14 protein-coding genes and 1 pseudogene are annotated in these 16,930 nt (G+C 59.1%); 8 read left to right on the forward strand and 7 right to left on the reverse strand.

What is annotated here, in order from left to right:
* Positions 1–1,542, forward strand: a 1,542-nt coding sequence (locus tag AB4Y42_RS40030; protein ID WP_368697373.1) for a hypothetical protein, incomplete at its 5' end; no start/stop codon positions are given.
* Between the two features lie 949 nt (positions 1,543–2,491).
* On the opposite strand, the gene AB4Y42_RS40035 is transcribed toward AB4Y42_RS40030, so the two are convergent.
* Positions 2,492–3,184, reverse strand: coding sequence for an alpha/beta family hydrolase (locus AB4Y42_RS40035; protein ID WP_368691195.1), 693 nt, complete (start codon positions 3,182–3,184; stop codon positions 2,492–2,494).
* Positions 3,185–4,228: 1,044 nt separating this feature from the next.
* On the opposite strand from AB4Y42_RS40035, the gene AB4Y42_RS40040 reads away from it, so the two are divergent.
* Both AB4Y42_RS40040 and AB4Y42_RS40045 read left to right on the forward strand, forming a co-directional pair.
* A complete protein-coding gene (locus AB4Y42_RS40040) occupies positions 4,229–5,824 on the forward strand; it encodes an APC family permease (RefSeq protein ID WP_368691196.1) in 1,596 nt (531 codons plus the stop codon).
* A gap of 16 nt (positions 5,825–5,840) precedes the next feature.
* Positions 5,841–6,104: a hypothetical protein gene (locus tag AB4Y42_RS40045; RefSeq protein WP_368697374.1), complete on the forward strand. Its 264-nt coding sequence runs from the start codon at positions 5,841–5,843 to the stop codon at positions 6,102–6,104.
* Positions 6,105–6,268: 164 nt separating this feature from the next.
* On the opposite strand, the gene AB4Y42_RS40050 is transcribed toward AB4Y42_RS40045, so the two are convergent.
* The 4 genes from AB4Y42_RS40050 to AB4Y42_RS40065 are packed head-to-tail and all read right to left on the reverse strand — an operon-like array spanning position 6,269 to position 9,164.
* Complete coding sequence (locus AB4Y42_RS40050; RefSeq protein ID WP_368691197.1) at positions 6,269–6,988, reverse strand: amino acid ABC transporter ATP-binding protein; 720 nt, start codon at positions 6,986–6,988, stop codon at positions 6,269–6,271.
* Complete coding sequence (locus AB4Y42_RS40055; RefSeq protein ID WP_069267338.1) at positions 6,975–7,625, reverse strand: amino acid ABC transporter permease; 651 nt, start codon at positions 7,623–7,625, stop codon at positions 6,975–6,977. The genes AB4Y42_RS40050 and AB4Y42_RS40055 overlap by 14 nt, the downstream gene beginning before the upstream one ends.
* A complete protein-coding gene (locus tag AB4Y42_RS40060; protein WP_342923874.1) occupies positions 7,622–8,299 on the reverse strand; it encodes an amino acid ABC transporter permease in 678 nt (225 codons plus the stop codon). Before AB4Y42_RS40060 ends, AB4Y42_RS40055 begins: the two co-directional genes overlap by 4 nt.
* 58 nt (positions 8,300–8,357) lie before the next feature.
* The gene (locus AB4Y42_RS40065) at positions 8,358–9,164 is read right to left on the reverse strand and encodes a transporter substrate-binding domain-containing protein (RefSeq protein WP_368691298.1); all 807 of its coding nucleotides are present in this window, start codon (positions 9,162–9,164) and stop codon (positions 8,358–8,360) included.
* Between the two features lie 395 nt (positions 9,165–9,559).
* Between AB4Y42_RS40065 and AB4Y42_RS40070 the strand changes: the two genes are divergently transcribed.
* Positions 9,560–11,170: a methyl-accepting chemotaxis protein gene (locus tag AB4Y42_RS40070; RefSeq protein ID WP_368697375.1), complete on the forward strand. Its 1,611-nt coding sequence runs from the start codon at positions 9,560–9,562 to the stop codon at positions 11,168–11,170.
* Here the strand turns inward: AB4Y42_RS40070 and AB4Y42_RS40075 are convergent.
* Positions 11,091–11,993 (reverse strand): annotated as a pseudogene (locus tag AB4Y42_RS40075) (methyl-accepting chemotaxis protein); the annotation flags it as partial. The gene AB4Y42_RS40070 and the pseudogene AB4Y42_RS40075 overlap by 80 nt on opposite strands.
* 400 nt (positions 11,994–12,393) lie before the next feature.
* On the opposite strand from AB4Y42_RS40075, the gene AB4Y42_RS40080 reads away from it, so the two are divergent.
* Positions 12,394–12,834 (forward strand): hypothetical protein, encoded by a 441-nt coding sequence (locus AB4Y42_RS40080; protein WP_368697376.1) that lies wholly within the window; start codon positions 12,394–12,396, stop codon positions 12,832–12,834.
* Positions 12,835–13,357: 523 nt separating this feature from the next.
* On the forward strand, positions 13,358–13,687 hold the full coding sequence (locus tag AB4Y42_RS40085) for a hypothetical protein (RefSeq protein ID WP_368691202.1): 330 nt from the start codon (positions 13,358–13,360) through the stop codon (positions 13,685–13,687).
* Between the two features lie 348 nt (positions 13,688–14,035).
* On the opposite strand, the gene AB4Y42_RS40090 is transcribed toward AB4Y42_RS40085, so the two are convergent.
* Positions 14,036–15,163 (reverse strand): ATP-binding protein, encoded by a 1,128-nt coding sequence (locus AB4Y42_RS40090; protein WP_368697377.1) that lies wholly within the window; start codon positions 15,161–15,163, stop codon positions 14,036–14,038.
* Positions 15,164–15,283: 120 nt separating this feature from the next.
* On the opposite strand from AB4Y42_RS40090, the gene AB4Y42_RS40095 reads away from it, so the two are divergent.
* Both AB4Y42_RS40095 and AB4Y42_RS40100 read left to right on the forward strand, forming a co-directional pair.
* A complete protein-coding gene (locus AB4Y42_RS40095; protein WP_368697378.1) occupies positions 15,284–15,709 on the forward strand; it encodes a response regulator in 426 nt (141 codons plus the stop codon).
* 702 nt (positions 15,710–16,411) lie between these two features.
* The gene (locus AB4Y42_RS40100) at positions 16,412–16,729 is read left to right on the forward strand and encodes a hypothetical protein (protein ID WP_069262045.1); all 318 of its coding nucleotides are present in this window, start codon (positions 16,412–16,414) and stop codon (positions 16,727–16,729) included.
* Positions 16,730–16,930 lie beyond the last annotated feature (201 nt).

Raw genomic sequence — 16,930 nt, forward strand, 5'->3', positions numbered from 1 at the left:
GGAAAACAGACTCTCAGTGAACGTGTCGGCGCCGCGCATAATCCAGGGGAAAGTGGTGGTCCATCTATCAACGCTTCACGAACTCTGCGCGATGACGTGCTTCAGCGGTACTTCAGCAGCCTGCTAGAGGTACAAAACGTCTTATGCGATTATGTGGACTGCCAAAGTCCCGGAATACACGCTGCACGGTGGTGGCAAGCTCTCGAAAATATCGTCGACCGCCTTACCCAAAAATTACTTCACCACTACAAAAGGACTGCTCACGTAAGGCTAGAGTATGACCAAAAGAATTGCGGAACGAGATTCTCTCAAGACATTTCTCGCCTGTTGGATCAACTCCCTGGGGCGATAGTACTTCTTCTCGATGAGATAGAGTACATCACGCCATCGCTTAGCGGTACGTTAGGCAGGCATTGGGACGAAGATTTCATTCCTTTTTGGCAAACGATACGAGCAGCCCACCAAGAGTTGTCCGGGAGACTTACTTTCGCTGTTGCCGGTGTTAATCCGTCGGCAGTTGAGAGCACCTCCTTTCAATCAATGCCAAACCCCATATTTCAGCTGGCGCAGCCTAAATATCTCGCGCCGTTCTCCGAAGATGACGTCCGGAAAATGCTCAGATTCTTCGGAAGATATTCCGGGGTTTCCTTCGATGAAGATGTCATCTCATACCTGACGATGCAATTCGGCGGTCATCCCTTTCTCATTCGCCTTGCTGCGAGCGAAGTATGGGGGCGAAATTATAAAAATGATCCCCAAGCGTTGACGAAGCTTTCGCGAAACAGTTTTTTGCTGCTATCCACCGAAATTACAGAAAGAATCCATCAACCTATCAAAGACATTCTGTTATCACTTGTTTGGTGGTATCCGGAGGAGTATCAGCTTCTGCAGATGATAGCTGCTGGGGAATCAGAGTTTGTAGAAGAGTATCTGAAAGAGGAACCTCAAAGCCTAGTGAGATTTGCCAATTACGGGTTGTTACGCAGTGGGACCAGTGATTTCGCCATCGACAACGTCATGTACTTCCTTAAAATTGAAGGGGAAAAGTACAAGAATGAGCTATCGCCGTTTTCACGCTCGGAGATTTCCCCAGAACTTCTTCCTGAAGTACCTGATCTGGCAGCGCTAGGAAAATTGTTCGAGAAACGCTGCGAGGTCGAGGTTATGCTTCGCAGGGCAATTATCCTTTACTTAGGGATTTGTCACGGATGGGACGATGCGAAGGTTTCAAAAGACATATGTAAAGCGCTTAGCCGACGTGCAGATCGACCTGACCCCACCGCGCTCTTTGTCGGAAAGAAGACTAAGGACGTTGTGCAGGACCTTTACACCTTGGACCTGAAGAATATCGTCGTTGAGAACTGGAAGGTCATGGGACCGCTTTTCGGAGGACATAAGCAACGCTTCGAAATGAACATGGATACCATCAATGTGGCCAGAAGGCACGACGGACATACGAAACCAGTGACCCCGGGAGAAATGGAAGATTTTATGAACAGCTATGGTTGGTTAACACGCCATTTGGAGAAAGTGCCCGAATAACCGAAATCGGCCCCGAACGATCCGTTCTCGCTCTGTCGGGGTCGCCTAGTTCAGTCGTGGTCCACCTTGCTGGGCGGTGCTGCACTGCGTGCCTTCAGCAAATGTTTACACACGGCTCGCTCTCCAAGACAACCCGACGATCTGCGTCGATGTCCGATATCCCGGTTCAGAGCTGACGTGCGAGTGTCCTCGTGACGATAAGTACTGATGGCCGAAACTGGCCGCACTGCGCCCCACGACAAGGCACGCTGTTCGCCCACGGCCCACGCCCTCATGCAACAGGCATAACCGACCCGAAGAGTCGTTTGGAGTTCTCGAAAGCGGTCATTTCGGTTAGGCCGACGGCACGAGCGCCAGCAGGACGTATTAACGAGTCAATTCCCTTGACTGGAATTGGTGAGTTTCCCACGCTTCATCTCCCTGTGACATCGGAACGATGCGCGGAATCTGCCCTGGAGATATCCGAACAAACTGAAATCTAACGGGATAGGCGCATGCCGCACGTACTGAGTTTGAGTCCGTGCGGCTGCTTTTGGACGCTCCTCCGTCCGCGCGAAACCGGCCAGGAAGCGACGTTAGAGCCAAAAACATAGTCGGCTGCTTCTCAAGCCTTAACGGACGTTCACGCACTCCCAATCGCGCTTTACTCGATCTTCGGTTCAGTTGAAGTCTTTGTAGATTTATCGACTCGCGCCTGATTTCCTGGACTCATCCACCGACACAGTTCGATGCCACGAATTGCGTGAGATACGACTTAGGGTCTCTCCACCAACGAGCGCCAACTACAGCGCGAAGTTGCCGACACCATCCCTCTGACGCGACAGGCGTCGCTTATCGTGGCTATGCGACAGACCATCTGCGGATAGCGAAGGGATTGAGCGGGCGAGTGCAGCACGGCGAGTTCGCCGGCTCGCCGTCCCGACTCTGCTACCAGCATTCCTGCGCTTGCTCAGGTAACTGGCACGAACTCTCCTTCGGCGAAGAACCACGCCGACATCGTCCGTGCCAGTTCGAGCACGACCTCCGCGTCGGTCCGGCCGGAGGACGCGCGCACGTGGAACGAATGATCTGCGTCGTCCACCACGTGCAGCGTGGCGCGTGGCCCCAGCGTCTCGACGACCGACCTCAGCAGGTGAAGCTCGGCCAGCTTGTCGCGCGTGCCCTGCAGGAAGAGAATCGGCACCGTGACGTCCGCCAGGTGCCGTGCCCGCTCCACGCCGGGCGCGCCCGCCGGGTGCAGCGGGAATGCGACGAAAGCGAGGCCACGCACGCCGTCGAGCGGGGAGATGGCTTGGGCCTGGGACGTCATGCGGCCGCCGAACGACCTGCCGCCCGCGAAGAGCGGCAGGGCTGGCAGCCGCCGGCGGGCCTCTGCGACTGCTGCCTGCACGGCAGCATGTGCCACGGCCGGCGAGTCCACCCGCCTGGAGCCCCGCTCCATGTACGGAAACTGGTAGCGCAATGTGGCGACATCAGCCGCCGCAAGCGCGTCGGCCAATGACGACATGCCGGCATGCTGCATGCCGGCCCCGGCACCGTGCGCGAAGACATACAGGGCTCGCGCGTCCTCCGGCACCTGGAGGAGCGCAGAGACCTTAGTGCCGTCGGGCAGTGCCAGGGAAAGCGATTCTGGGTCGTCCATCGCATTCAGGTCGTGTCGTTGTGGCCATTGCGCCGATTCTGCATCAATGAGGCATCGGGGAGCGTTTGTGGCGGCGTCCGGCAAGGCATTGCGCAGGCGGAGTTTGCCGGCCGATCCATGGAGCGTGCGCCCGTCGTGAACGGCGCCGCAGTCGCGATATGTCGGTTGACGACCGCAAGCCCGACGGCGTAATTGCACGCCTGCATCATTGTCAGCGAACTGTTACGACACTGCAATCAGCGTCAAAGGAAGTTCTCGAAGGGCAGTTCATTTAGCTGACTCTCTGGAAGACCATGTCCGGCTGCAGAAAGTTCTGAGTCGGCCATAAGCGGTCGGTCGCCGTAGTAATGGATATGGACAAGGCTGGCGTGACAAAGACTTCGCTGACGCACGGGAGCCGCCTCTCGGCGCGGTGTCGTATCACTGCCTAACAACAATCGGGGATGCCATGAACTTACGGCAAGTTGGATGCAGCGTTGTGCTGTGTCTATCAGCAGCCCTCGCATCTGGCCCATGCGTGGCAGCCGTAACGGAATTCCAGCCGCACATTGAGGCCCCGCAAAACAGGTTCATTGACAAGCCCGAAATCAACCCTTCTCCTCAGCACGTTCTCGTCATTCGCGGCCGAAAACCTGCCGACCTGGAGATAGGGTTTGGAGTCGCGTACGGGACGACAAATCGGAAGTGCGAGTCTCAAACAATGGTCGGTCGCATCTTTGGCGCACCAGAAGTCGCGCAGGACATTGTTGACTGGGTGCGAGTGCCGATGGAGGATCGAGCCTTTTCAGTCCGCTTCTAGCCCCCTCCTTATGCAAAGTTTGCATATGTCCATGCCGACACAGCATTAGACGAGCACGTCGGGCCACTTCATCATCGCGTCTCCGCAGCAATTGCGGTTGCCTCTACATCCCAGTGGTCACAAGGCATTACAACAAGGACATGCGTTTTCAGGGCCGGCCAGCCGTGTAGACAGGCTCGGTACGGTACATGGATGCCGTACTCCCGGTATGGCTCGCTCGCGCTGTCCATCACGTAGGAGACAATGTGAAGCAATCGATACAACGGAACATCGGCCCGTTCGCGCTGATGTTCACCGGCCTCGGATCGATCATCGGTTCGGGCTGGCTGTTCGGCGCGTGGAAGGCGGCGAAAATTGCAGGTCCGGCGGCGGTTTGCGCCTGGATCATCGGCGCCGTGGTCATTCTGGCCATCGCGCTCACCTACGCCGAGCTCGGTGCGATGTTTCCGGAGTCGGGCGGTATGGTCCGCTACGCCCGCTACTCGCACGGCGCACTGGTGGGTTTCATCAGCGCGTGGGCAAACTGGATCGCCATTGTCTCGGTGATCCCGATCGAAGCCGAAGCCTCGATCCAGTACATGAGCACCTGGCCCTATGAGTGGGCGCACGCGCTCTTCGTCGACGGGTCATTGACGCATTCAGGGCTCGGACTCTCCGCGATTCTCGTGATCATCTACTTCATGCTCAACTATTGGGGCGTGAAGCTGTTCGCGCGTGCCAACAGCGCGATCACGATCTTCAAGTTCATCATCCCGGGTCTGACGATCATCGGCCTGATGGCGGGTAGCTTCCACCAGGAAAACTTCGGCCAGACGACCTCGTTCGCCCCCTATGGCTGGTCGGCGGTGTTCACGGCGGTTGCCACGAGCGGCATCGTGTTCGCGTTCAACGGCTTCCAGAGCCCGATCAACCTCGCGGGTGAAGCGCGCAATCCGGCCAAGAGCGTGCCGTTCGCAGTGATCGGCTCGATCCTCTGCGCACTCGTGATCTACGTGCTGCTGCAGGTCGCCTATATCGGCGCGGTCAATCCGGCCGACGTCGCGAAGGGCTGGAACACGTTCAACTTCAAGTCGCCGTTTGCGGAACTCGCGATCGCGCTGAACCTGAACTGGCTCGCGATCCTGCTGTACGTCGACGCATTCGTGAGCCCGAGCGGCACCGGTACGACCTACATGGCGACGACCTCGCGCATGATCTACGCGATGGAGCGCAACAACACGATGCCGAAGATGTTCGGCAACGTGCACCCGTTCTACGGCGTGCCGCGCAACGCGATGTGGTTCAACCTGCTCGTCTCGTTCATCTTCATGTTCTTCTTCCGCGGCTGGAGTTCGCTCGCGGCGGTGATCTCGGTGGCGACGGTGATTTCGTACCTCACGGGTCCGATCAGCCTGATGGCGCTCAAGCGCGCCGCCACGGACATCGAGCGCCCGCTCTCCGTGCCGTTCATGAAGGTGATCGCGCCGTTCGCATTCGTCTGCGCATCGATGATCCTGTACTGGGCGAAGTGGCCGCTGACCGGCGAAATCATTCTGCTGATGGTCGTCGCACTGCCGGTGTACTTCTACTTCCAGAGCAAGCAGGGCTTTGAAGGCTGGGGCCAGGATCTGAAGGCCGCATGGTGGCTGTGCGCGTACCTGCCGATCATGGCGCTCCTCTCGCTCGTCGGCAGCAAGCAGTTCGGCGGCGCCGGTCTGCTTCCGTACGGCTGGGACATGCTGGTCGTCGCGCTGGTCTCGCTGGTGTTCTATTACTGGGGCGTGAATTCGGGCTACCGCTCGCCGTACCTCGCGGAACGCCAGGAGCACGACGAAGTCCTCGAAGGCATCGCAGTCCATTGAACGTCGATTGCCTGTCATGCGCGCCGTGGTCATCGCCAGCAGAGATATCTCTGCTGGCGCTCGGAAATGCATGACAGGCTGCGAAGACGCGGGAGCATTGCAGGGGGCGGCGTCCATTGCATGGTCGAACGCTTTGACGCTGGCACAGTTCGAAGGTCGGAGGAGGAAAAGGCGCGTCACGCCGGTGGGCATGACGCGCGAAGAACTTCCCTGGGGCGTGTATCAAGCGCCAGGAAATACCGATCTCGACCAGGCACGTAAGTCCGCATTCCAGACCTGACGAGCACTCTCGCGGCGTCGCTCGGTAGTCTCTCAAGCAAGCGAAGGACGGTTTGAATGAGAACCATCGCGGAAGGTAGTCGTGGCGATGGGTGCTCTGATCGTTGGATCAGGCCTGAAGTTGGCAACAGAAAAGATGTTGCGAAGTACGGCGGCGCCTGGGCATCACTGGATGAAACGTCGTAGCTCTACCGTGGACGGGCGGCCGAAGATGTCCTCGGGCGGTCCGCTTTCCCATACGCGGCCTTCGTGCATGAACACCACGTTGTCACTGACCGCGCGCGCGAAGCGCATTTCGTGGGTAACCATGATGAGAGTCATGTTCTCGCGCGCGAGGCTTTCCACGACGCCCAACACCTCGCCCACCAGTTCGGGGTCGAGCGCGGATGTGATTTCGTCGCAGAGGAGTACGCTCGGCTTCATGGCGAGTGCGCGCGCAATGGCGACGCGCTGCTGCTGTCCACCCGAGAGTTGATTGGGATATGCGTCGAATTTGTCGCCCAGACCAACGCGCTCCAGCATTTGATGCGCGATGGCGCGCGCTTCCTTGCGAGGCGCCTTCTTGACAACCGTCTGTGCAAGCATCACGTTTTCGCTGGCCGTGAGATGCGGAAACAGGTTGTATTGCTGGAAGACCATGCCGACCTTCAGCCGCAGTGCCCGCAGGTCCGCGTGCCGTGCATCGACGTGTTCGCCGTCGATTTCGATCGATCCTGCGTCGATACTTTCGAGCCCGTTCAGCGCCCGCAGCAATGTGCTCTTGCCGGAGCCGCTGCGCCCGATGATGCTGACGACCTGGCCGCGTTCGACCGTAAGGTCGATTCCCTTCAGTACATGATGGGCGCCGAACTGCTTTTCGACGCCCTCGGTCTTAACAAGCGGCATGCCATTTCCTTTGCAGGGCCCGCGCATACCGCGTAAGCGGGTAGCACAGGGCGAAATAGACCAGCGCAACGAGTCCGTAGACGAGAAACGGGCGAAACGTCGCGTTCGAAATTTGGGTGCCAGCCTTCGTGAGTTCGGCAAAGCCGATAATCGACACGAGCGCCGTATCCTTGATGGCCTGCACACCGAAACCCACGGTGGGACCGATGGCGATACGCGCGGCTTGCGGCAGGATCACGTGACGTAACTGCTCGAAATAGTTCATGGCGAGACTGGCGGATGCTTCCCATTGACCTTTGGGCACCGCCTCCACGCAGCCGCGCCAGATTTCTGCCAGATAAGCACTGGTGAAGAAGGTAAGGCCAAGCGTGGCCGCCATCCAGGCTGAGACGTCGACACCTAGCAGCGGCAGGCCGAAGTACACGATAAACAGTTGCAGCAGCAACGGCGTGCCCTGGAACACTTCGATATAGACACGCACGAGAGCGCGCAGCACGCGCGAGCTCGATACGCGCATCACGAGCAGCAGCAAACCGACCATGCCACCGGTAACGAACGAAACGAGTGAGAGCAGGACAGTCCATCGCGCGGCCAGGAGCAGTCCTGCGACGATCTGCGCGAATGTGAACTCGATCATCGCGCACCTCGCATGTTGCGCGTGAACAGTCGTCGGCCGGCGGCGGTGAGCGCGGCGCGCAGGAGTAGCGCCATCGCAAGATAGATCCCGGCGATGAGGAAATACGTTTCGAAAGCACGGAAATTGCGCGACTGCACGTAGCTAGCCGCATACGTGAGATCCGCGACCGAGATCTGCGAGACGACGGCCGAGCCAAGCATCGTGATGACGATCTGGCTCGCCAGCGCCGGGAACACCTTCGCGAATGCTTGTGGAAGCAGCACGTGCACAAACGTTTCGCGGCGCGACATCGCGAGTGCCGCAGCGGCCTCGTGATGTCCGCGCGGCACCGCTTCAATGCCTGCGCGCAGGATTTCCACGGCGTACGCACCGAGGTTCAGCGTCATGGCGAGCACGGCCGCGGTGTATTCGCCGATGTGCACGCCAAGGGCGGGCAGACCGAAGAACACGAAGAAAAGCTGGACGAGAAACGGCGTGTTGCGAATCGCCTCCACGTAGGCGTGAACGACTGCGCGCGGCGTCGCGCGGGGGCTCTGATAGGCGGCGGCGCCCGCAACGCCGAGGCTGATGCCCAGCAGCGTTGAACTCGCCGTGAGCGCGAGCGTGACTGCGGCGCCGCTCGCGAACATGGTGGCATAGGCGGCGAGGTCGCCGAACTGAAGCTGATAGCTCATGAGGAAATGAGGGTTGCGTAGCGGAAATTGCCAGCCGCGCGTGGTGGCAACGCGGGCGTCACAGATTGGCGGGCAACGGTTGACCGAACCACTTTTTCGACATCGCCTGAAGTGAACCGTCTTTCTTCGCTTGCTCGATGGTTGTGTTGACCCTGGTGAGCAGTTGCGGCTCGTTCTTGTTGAGGCCCACGAAACACGGCGAGTCCTTGATGACGAACTTCATCTGCGGTTCGCGCGGCGGGTGTTTTGCGAGGATCGCCGCGGCGACGATGTTGCCCGCCGCGATCAACTGCACCTGGCCCGAGAGAAATGCCTGGATGGTCGCGTTGTTGTCGTCGAAGCGTCGGATGGTGGCGTTGGGCGCCATGTTGGTGAGCGCGACTTCTTCGAGTGCACCGCGCGTAGCGCCAACCGTTTTGCCAGTGAGGTCCGCCGCTGTGTTGACCTTGATGTCGGCTGGCCCGAAAACGCCCTGGAAGTACGGAGCATAGGCCTGCGAAAAATCGATGACCTTCTCGCGCTCCGGCGTTCTGCCGAGCGAGGAGATCACGAGGTCGACCTTGTCGGTCTGCAGGTAGGGAATCCGGTTCGCGCTGTTGACGGGCACGAGTTGAAGCTTGACCTTCATCGATTTTGCGAGCAGTGCCGCCATGTCGATGTCATAGCCTTGCGGCTGCATGTCGGGACCGATAGCGCCAAACGGAGGATAGTCCTCCGGGACGGCTACGCGCAGCGTGCCGCGCTTGGCGATGGCGTCGAGCGCATCGGCGTTGGCGGCCTGTACCGTAACGAGGGCCAAGGCTGGCACTGCCAGCAGCGCAGCGAGCCAGCAGCGACGGTGAAATGATTTGGACTTGTGTTCCATGCTGGATTTCCGAGGAGATTTGCCGCTCGCCATGGGTATCAAGCGCGAGCCTGCCATGCTCCAAGCAAGGACCGCGCCAATGCCGGCGCGCCAAGCCCGTGATCCTCCAGGCAGATGAAATGACTGCGCCAGTTTTGGCTCGATGTCGGGGATTTTCACCAGATCGGTGCGTGCTGGCTTCTGCGGGGAATGCATCACGAGCACGCAGGTGCGTTTCGCGCGACGCCGCGCGGGTAGTCCCGATTTTCCTACCTCTAATTCAGGAAAACCTGACAGCTGCCCCGTTTCAGTCATTGCGGCGAAACACCGTAAACATGGTGGTACCACCGGCTACGAAACGAGTCGCAACGGCGAACCACGTGAGCGCCGGCCGCGCAAACTATCAGGAAGTCAGCATGCACAGCTTCACACAAAGCATCAAATTCAAGATCGTTCTTGCATTCAGTGTATGTCCGGTACTCATCGCCGCAATGGGTGTCTTTGGTCAGTTTGGGCTTTCGCGGCTGAATTCGAATGTAAGCGATTCCTATGAGGGGAACCTGCTTCCGATTCTTGATCTCGAGGACATGCGAGCCGCACTGCTCGAAATGCGCCTTCAGGTTCGTCGCGCCCAGTCTCTTCACGATGTAGCACAGACGAAAGCCAGCATCGGCAGGATTCGCGCGGCTCAGGATCGCCTCAGCAAGGGCTGGAGCGACTACTACCCAAACCGCGTCTCCAGTGACAAGGAGCGCGAAATCGCCGACACCATCAAGAATTGGTTGCCGCAGTTCGAGGCAGGCATAGATGCGGAGGTCTCGGCGCTGGAAGCTGGCAACTACGACGCCGTATCGATACTCGTTGACAAATATGGCGAAGTGGCCAATGCGGCCAGCAAATCGCTCGACGACGACGTTGCCGAAAATCGGCGCCAGGCAAAGCAGTCTGTCGACGACAGCGAAGGCACTTTTGGCACGATTCGCTGGGTATCCATTGCGCTGATTGGCCTCGGTCTCGTAGGTGCCACGGGAGCCATGTTCTATCTTTCCCGGGCTGTTACGAAGCCGCTCGGCGAAGCGGTGGGCATCGCGAACCGGATCGCCATCGGCGAACTCGAAAACCGCATCACGGTGCGCACACGCGACGAATTTGGCCAACTGCTCGAAGCGTTGAATAAAATGAACCAGCAGTTGAGCGACACCGTGCGGGGCATCAAGTCGGGCGCCGAGTCGGTCACCGTGGCAGCGCAGGAAATTGCCGCCGGCAACACCGACCTGTCGGCCCGCACCGAAGAGCAGGCGGCGTCGCTCGAAGAAACAGCATCAAGCATGACTGAGTTGACCGAAACCGTGAAGCAGAACGCCGAGAACGCCCGGCAAGCCAATGCGCTTGCAACCCGAGCCACCGATATGGCCGATTCAGGCAACGAAGCCGTACAGGGTATGGTCGGCACGATCGAGCGGATCAGCGGCAGTTCGACGAAGATTTCGGAGATCACCGGCGTGATCGAGGGCATCGCGTTTCAGACCAACATTCTCGCGCTCAATGCCGCAGTGGAGGCAGCGCGGGCGGGTGAACAGGGTCGGGGATTCGCGGTGGTCGCCAGTGAGGTTCGCAGCCTGGCACAGCGCTCCGCGGCGGCTGCAAAGGAGATCAAGGAACTGATCGGTTCGTCTGTGGCGATGATTCGGGACGGGGCACAGCAGGCGGGCGACGTGGGTGCGACGATGGGTGAGGTCAAGCAGGCGATCAAGCAGGTGTCCGACATCGTGGGCGAAATTGCGGCGGCATCTGAAGAGCAGAGCCGCGGCATCGAGCAAGTCAATCAGGCCGTCATGCAGATGGACGACGTGACCCAGCAAAACGCCGCGCTCGTTGAAGAGGCCGCGGCAGCGGCGCATTCGCTCGAAGAGCAGGCAATGAGTCTTACGGGTACGGTTGCGGTGTTCAGGCTTGCCGACGCAGGTGCACCGAATTCGCGCGTACGTATGCCACAGGGTCAGAGCCCTGCAACTGGAACGTGTTGACGACGTCGCGCAGCATCTGCGCCTGTTCCTGCATAGACTGCGCGGCAGCGGCCGCCTGTTCGACCATTGCCGCGTTTTGCTGCGTGGTTTGGTCCATCTGGGCAATGGCAATGTTGACCTGCTCGATACCGCGACTCTGCTCGTCGGAGGCGGCCGAGATTTCGCTGATGATGTCATTGACGCGCCTGACTGCCTCGACGAGCGAAAGCATCGTTCCGCCTGCCTGCTCGACGAGCGCTTTGCCCTGGTCGACCCGATCGACCGAGTCTTCGATCAGGCTCTTGATCTCTTTCGCCGCATCCGCGCTGCGCCGCGCGAGATTGCGCACTTCGCCCGCGACCACGGCGAATCCGCGTCCTTCTTCTCCGGCGCGCGCCTCTTCGACCGCTGCGTTCAACGCGAGAATATTGGTTTGGAATGCGATGCTTTCGATCACCGAGATGATATCGACGACGCGCGTCGAACTCTGCGCGATGCTCTGCATGTTTGCGACAACGCGCTGGACGACCTCTCCGCCTTCGCCCGCGAGTTGGGTCGCGCTGCGCGCCATCTGGTTCGCCTGCAATGCGTTGTCCGCGTTCTGCTTCACGGTGGCGGTCAGCTGCTCCATGCTCGCGGCGGTCTCGCCGAGCGACGACGCCTGTTCTTCGGTTCGTGCGGAAAGATCGAGATTGCCTGAAGCGATTTGCCCCGCAGCGACCGTGATTGTTTCAGTGCCGCCCCGAATTCGCCGGATCGCGTCAGCCAGCCGGGTCTGCATGCGCTGCATCGCGAACAGCATGCTTGCCTGGTCGTCTCGGCTCAGCGTTACGGGGCGCGAAAGTGCGAGCCACAGTTTGGTGTTCAGGCTAAATCGGTTCACGCCGCCATCTCCATCGCTGGCCGCCCGGCGGCGCACGTGCCGTGGACGGTGTACAGCCGCCGTGGCGTCCCGATGGACGCGCGAGTTCCCGGCGGATATCCGTGGTTTACGGCAGTGCAGCGTGGTACCTGAGTCAGGACGCATTGGGTTAACTGCGTATTGCTGCGTCCTGCGTCAATTGCGATTCCGATCCCCCAGCAAGATTTTCCCAAACATCAATATCTGGATGTAACGCAGCGAGAGCTACATGAAGCCATCGCCGCGCTCAACCTGCCCTGGTGAATGCGTTTGGAATAAATTTGGCCGGGTTCGCCGTTTGGCTCTACAGACTCCTGCGCAGATGCCGATAAGGAAGGGTCGGGTGAGAGAGGGCAACGGATTTCGGAGATTTGCCAGTGGTACTTTTTGTATCGACCAACCGCGGAAAGAGGAAGAAAGCAAGGAGAAGACAGGAATGGATCGGGCGATTTTATCGCGGCTGCGTCAAACTATTGACGACCTGGAACGCTTATCAGTGACTCTTCCCCAAAAGAATGAGGGAGCCATATTCCTCGCTCGGATCATTCATCAGTTGCAGATCCTTCAGGACACGGTCATTGCGGGGGATGCCCGCGAAACCGTATTTGTGTGCTCAGAGCAGATTGCGTCGATCGGGCGCTCGCGTGAGACGTTCGTGCGTGTTGCTGGCCTCGTCCTGTATGCCCAGGCCGTTGAGATTTTGACGGCGCTACAGAAGGAGGCGCACGTCTTCGCCGCCATTCAGCCGCAACATCACGGACCTGGCAAGATGATTCACGGGTAATGAACGCGCTTTCAACGGACAACGAGAAGAAAGATGAAGGCATCGGTTGTTGGTGCGGTTGTGCTCGCCTCAGTCTTGGCTGCAGTTCCCGCGCTGGCTGAGCAACCGGTAGAGTCAGGGCAGAAGCGATCGCACGAGGCAGCTTGGTGGTCTCGTGACGTGGTCCTCGAACGAAGGGCGACTGACGGCAGTTGATCTGTTCGATGGTTTGACGATCTTACAGTGCGCGGGGCATCGAAGGCCTAAGCGGGAAATGAGCAGGATGAGCCGCATTGCCTCGCGTTCGATCACCATCAGCTGCTTGGGCAATTACGAAAAGCGGGTCATCGTAGCAGCCGATGTGGTTGATGGGGACGAGCTAAAGCAGGTCTGGACGCAGCAGTTCAGATGCGGCGATAGTGAATGGCGAGTGAGAACCGCCAATGCGACGAGATTGCCGTCGACAGACCACTGATAACGGAAAACAACGCAGGAAAGCGGCAGTGCCATCGAGCGGCCGCGTTCGAAGAACGTGAGAAATGGATTGAAGAGCATCGCCGTAGTGGCACTCCTAATCATCAGCATATCGTCGCTTTTGGTTGCCTGCGGAAAAAGGACTGGGGACGAGTTCGTCGGATCGTGGAAAGTTAAGGACGATATCGACTCGACAATTATCGCTCGCAGCGGCTACGATTTTGTTGTTACGAACACCGGCGATACGTCGAGCAGGATGTTTTTTCGCTACGAGCACGGAATTCTCGTAATGAAGGGTTCTGCCGGAATGCTGGAGATACGCTACGACAGGATCCACGACGCGATCGTCGCATTCACCCCCGGTTTTCCGGTGGAAATCGTATTGCCCCGGGTCAAATAGGCGGGTGAGCGTCGTCATTGCGTGCGCGAAACAAGGGAAAAGGGAGAGGGCATGAGGACGCTGATCGCAGTGGGTTGCAAAGAAACACAGTCCGCGCAGCAGTTCAAATTCCAGACATTCGACCTGTAATGTCAATAAAGTAGCGAGACTACATCGCTGGAGGTGTGCGGAATGCCTGCAGCGTCGTAGACCAACGAGCGCGCGGATGGGAGTTCCTCCGTTCGATGCAAAAGCGAATGGGTCAAAGCGTCCCACAACCGCCGTCCGAACTCGTGTCACAACGATGGCTGCTTTCGCATGAGGAGCGGTCACCACCGAGCTGTTCCCGAGCGGCCAGCGATAAACAGGTCAACCGGAAACCGCTGGCGACCTCGGGATACAGACGGTGAAGCTTGTCCCGTGCTCGGTCGATTCAACACCGATAGTTCCGTTATGCGCTGTGGCAATGCGCCTGCAGATGTAGAGGCCAAGGCCCATGCCTGCAGCAGTCCCCTCCCGATTGTGAAGGCTCGCCCTTGTCATCGGATCAAACAGCGTAGGCAGGGCGCTTTCCGGTATCGGATTGCCTTCGTTCGAGACAACGACAGTCACGTGTCCATCGTGACCGGCAGCTTCGACGGCCACGTCGCCCGATCCATAGCGCACGCCGTTCACCAGCAGGTTGACGACCAGTTGCCCGATACGGGTTCCATCCCACGTGCCTCGCAGGTCGCCCGCGAAACGCGGCCGAATGACTGCGTTGGGGTAGGAGGCGCGCACCTCATCCACCGCATCGCTGCAGATGCGCCCCATATCCTGTGGAGAGAAACTGACCGGCAACATGCCACCCAGCCTGCCGCGTGTGAAAACGAGGAGGTCGTCAATCATCTCTTTCATGCGCATTGAGCTGCGTTGTACGTTTGCCGCAGCTCTCAGACTGGTTGGAGACAATTCGTTGTCATGCAGCAGAAGTTGCGCTGAGTTCAGGATCGCGCCAAGGGGTGAGCGCAGGTCGTGTGCAAGCACGCCGGCAAAAAGGTCCCCAATGCGCCTCGTCTGTTGCGCATACCGCCGTACCGATTCGCTGAGCATCTGATCAATGGCCTCATTGAACCGGATCATTTCCTGAAAAGCCTCGGCACCGCCGGGCGAATTTATCTGCCAGCGGCGCAGCACCGTGGCGCGCAGGGCGCGGAACTCCGCCACCACGTCGTTGATCCCGAATCCGTGTGCAAGGCGCTCTTCCGCGTGCAGATAAGCCACCTGATCGAACCCGGATTCCGAGCCGCCTTCACTATGACGCGACTTGGCTTCCTGCTGCGCAGCACTTTGCATGCTGCGCATATCGGCCGCAATGCTTGCCAGGATTTCGGCGGCTGAATCACGCAACTGGGTCTCGGACAGCTGAGCGTCCTCATGGCTGATCGCAAGGGCGTATGTGGCCCAGTCGTCTATCAGTCCCTGCAGATCGGTTTCAATGAAGTCCGCCAGGCTCATTTGACCTCCTTTGGGTACGCGAGTTGCTGGTTCTCTTTATGGCATCACAGGCGACGCGGCGAGCTGAATCGTCACGTCGTCGACCCTGTTGGGACCAATGCATCAACCATGCCCCTTTGAATGCCGTCGCAACTTGAAACCGCGCGCTGGACAGTGCGTAACCTCCCCCCCCCCGACCACTGCGTGCGTCGCGTTCTCGTCGTGGATGATTACGGTCCAGGTGCCGAGGCCGTTTCCGCCTCACTCACGGAGGCGGGATACGAGGTTCGATTTGTGCTTGATGGTCTGGCCGCACTGGAAACCGTCAGGTCGTGGATCCCCCAAATCGCGTTGTTGGACATCAACATGCCTGAGATGGACGGGTACGCGGTTGCGCGACGCCTGCGCGCGGAAGATCTGACGCGGCAAACGATTATTGTAGCTTTTACTGCCTTGGACGAACCTACCACGCGTCGGTCGGGCGTCGGTGCGGGCTTCGATGCATACTGCCAGAAAGGCGCCGCGCCAGGCCCTCTGTTGCGCCTGCTTGAGACGCTCGCTCACTAGACCGGTGTCGTGCTCGACCTCGTAATCGTCGGCCACCGGGTATGTCAGGGAGAACTTCTGACACCTTTGTATAAAACCACGTTGACACCCTGTCAGCGACGTCCCGGCGGCCGTATGCTTAGCCGCGAACAGGAGAGGGCCATGACTCAAAAGGCGCGAGAGCTTTACCGGAGCGCGAACGGTGACCGTTGGTCGCTCGTCCACGAATACGATTCTGGCCGGGTTTTCATCCGACATGAGCCCAACCTCTCGTCAGGTGGCCGGCCGTCAGACATCTCAATTGGCGACTTCCTTGTTCGAGATGGCGAAGGGCCGGAGCATAGCGAACTTCTGCGCCTGATCGGGACACTGGTTGCGTAGCGACACTCCACATCAGTTGATTTTCACGCCGGGACCAAGCTAGGCGCGTATGCTGGGAATGCCAACTTGTCATGTAACGCACGAGGAGCAATACCATGGCCAAGAGTCAACTACGCAGCACTCGCGAAGCGAAAAAGCCCAAGCAGCCCAAGAAGCCGTCAGTGCCGGCACAGCCGTTCAGCACGGTTCATTCGTGGGCTGCGAACGAAGTTGTCGCCAAAAAAAGACGTAAATCGCTGGGCCGCGGACGGGTGGCACAGCGGACACACGCGACTTGTAACGTTCAGCGCAGGGAATTGACATCAGCGCGTTGAAAGCGCAAACCGCTTCAGGAGGCGCATCATGATCCATCACAACGCAGACCCCACTTTTCGCGGGCTTCCGCTCACGGCCGAGCAAGATTCGGAAATCCGTCACTACGTGAACAGGAAGGCCAAGCTGGGCAAGCCATGGAATACTCCCGAACTGCGCGGGATGCTTGAGGACATGCTGCTGCCGCCAAGTACCGACGACGACAGCCAGAGCGATATCTCGGGCGACGCGTCGACCGCCGCAGAGCGCGCAGCCGCGTTCGTCGATCAGGACATGGAACCGATCGAGGCGTATGAGGAATTGCATGCCGCGATGGAAGCCGAAAGCATGAAAGGCGATCGGCACTAGAGGGAGCGCTCCGCGCAGGTTGAGCGGTTCAATCGGTCCATCAAAGGCGTTGAGCGAAGGACGACACATGGCACTCAGCTTTTCCAACCGTAGCCGCAGCAATGATGGGGGCCGGCATGGCGTGTGGTTCTCGGGATACGAGCATGTGCAACGGCAGATCTTGCGGCTGTGGCGGCCAGGACCTTCTCAATTGTTTCCATA

The sequence above is a fragment of the Paraburkholderia sp. EG286B genome, assembly GCF_040965655.1.
Taxonomy (GTDB): domain Bacteria; phylum Pseudomonadota; class Gammaproteobacteria; order Burkholderiales; family Burkholderiaceae; genus Paraburkholderia.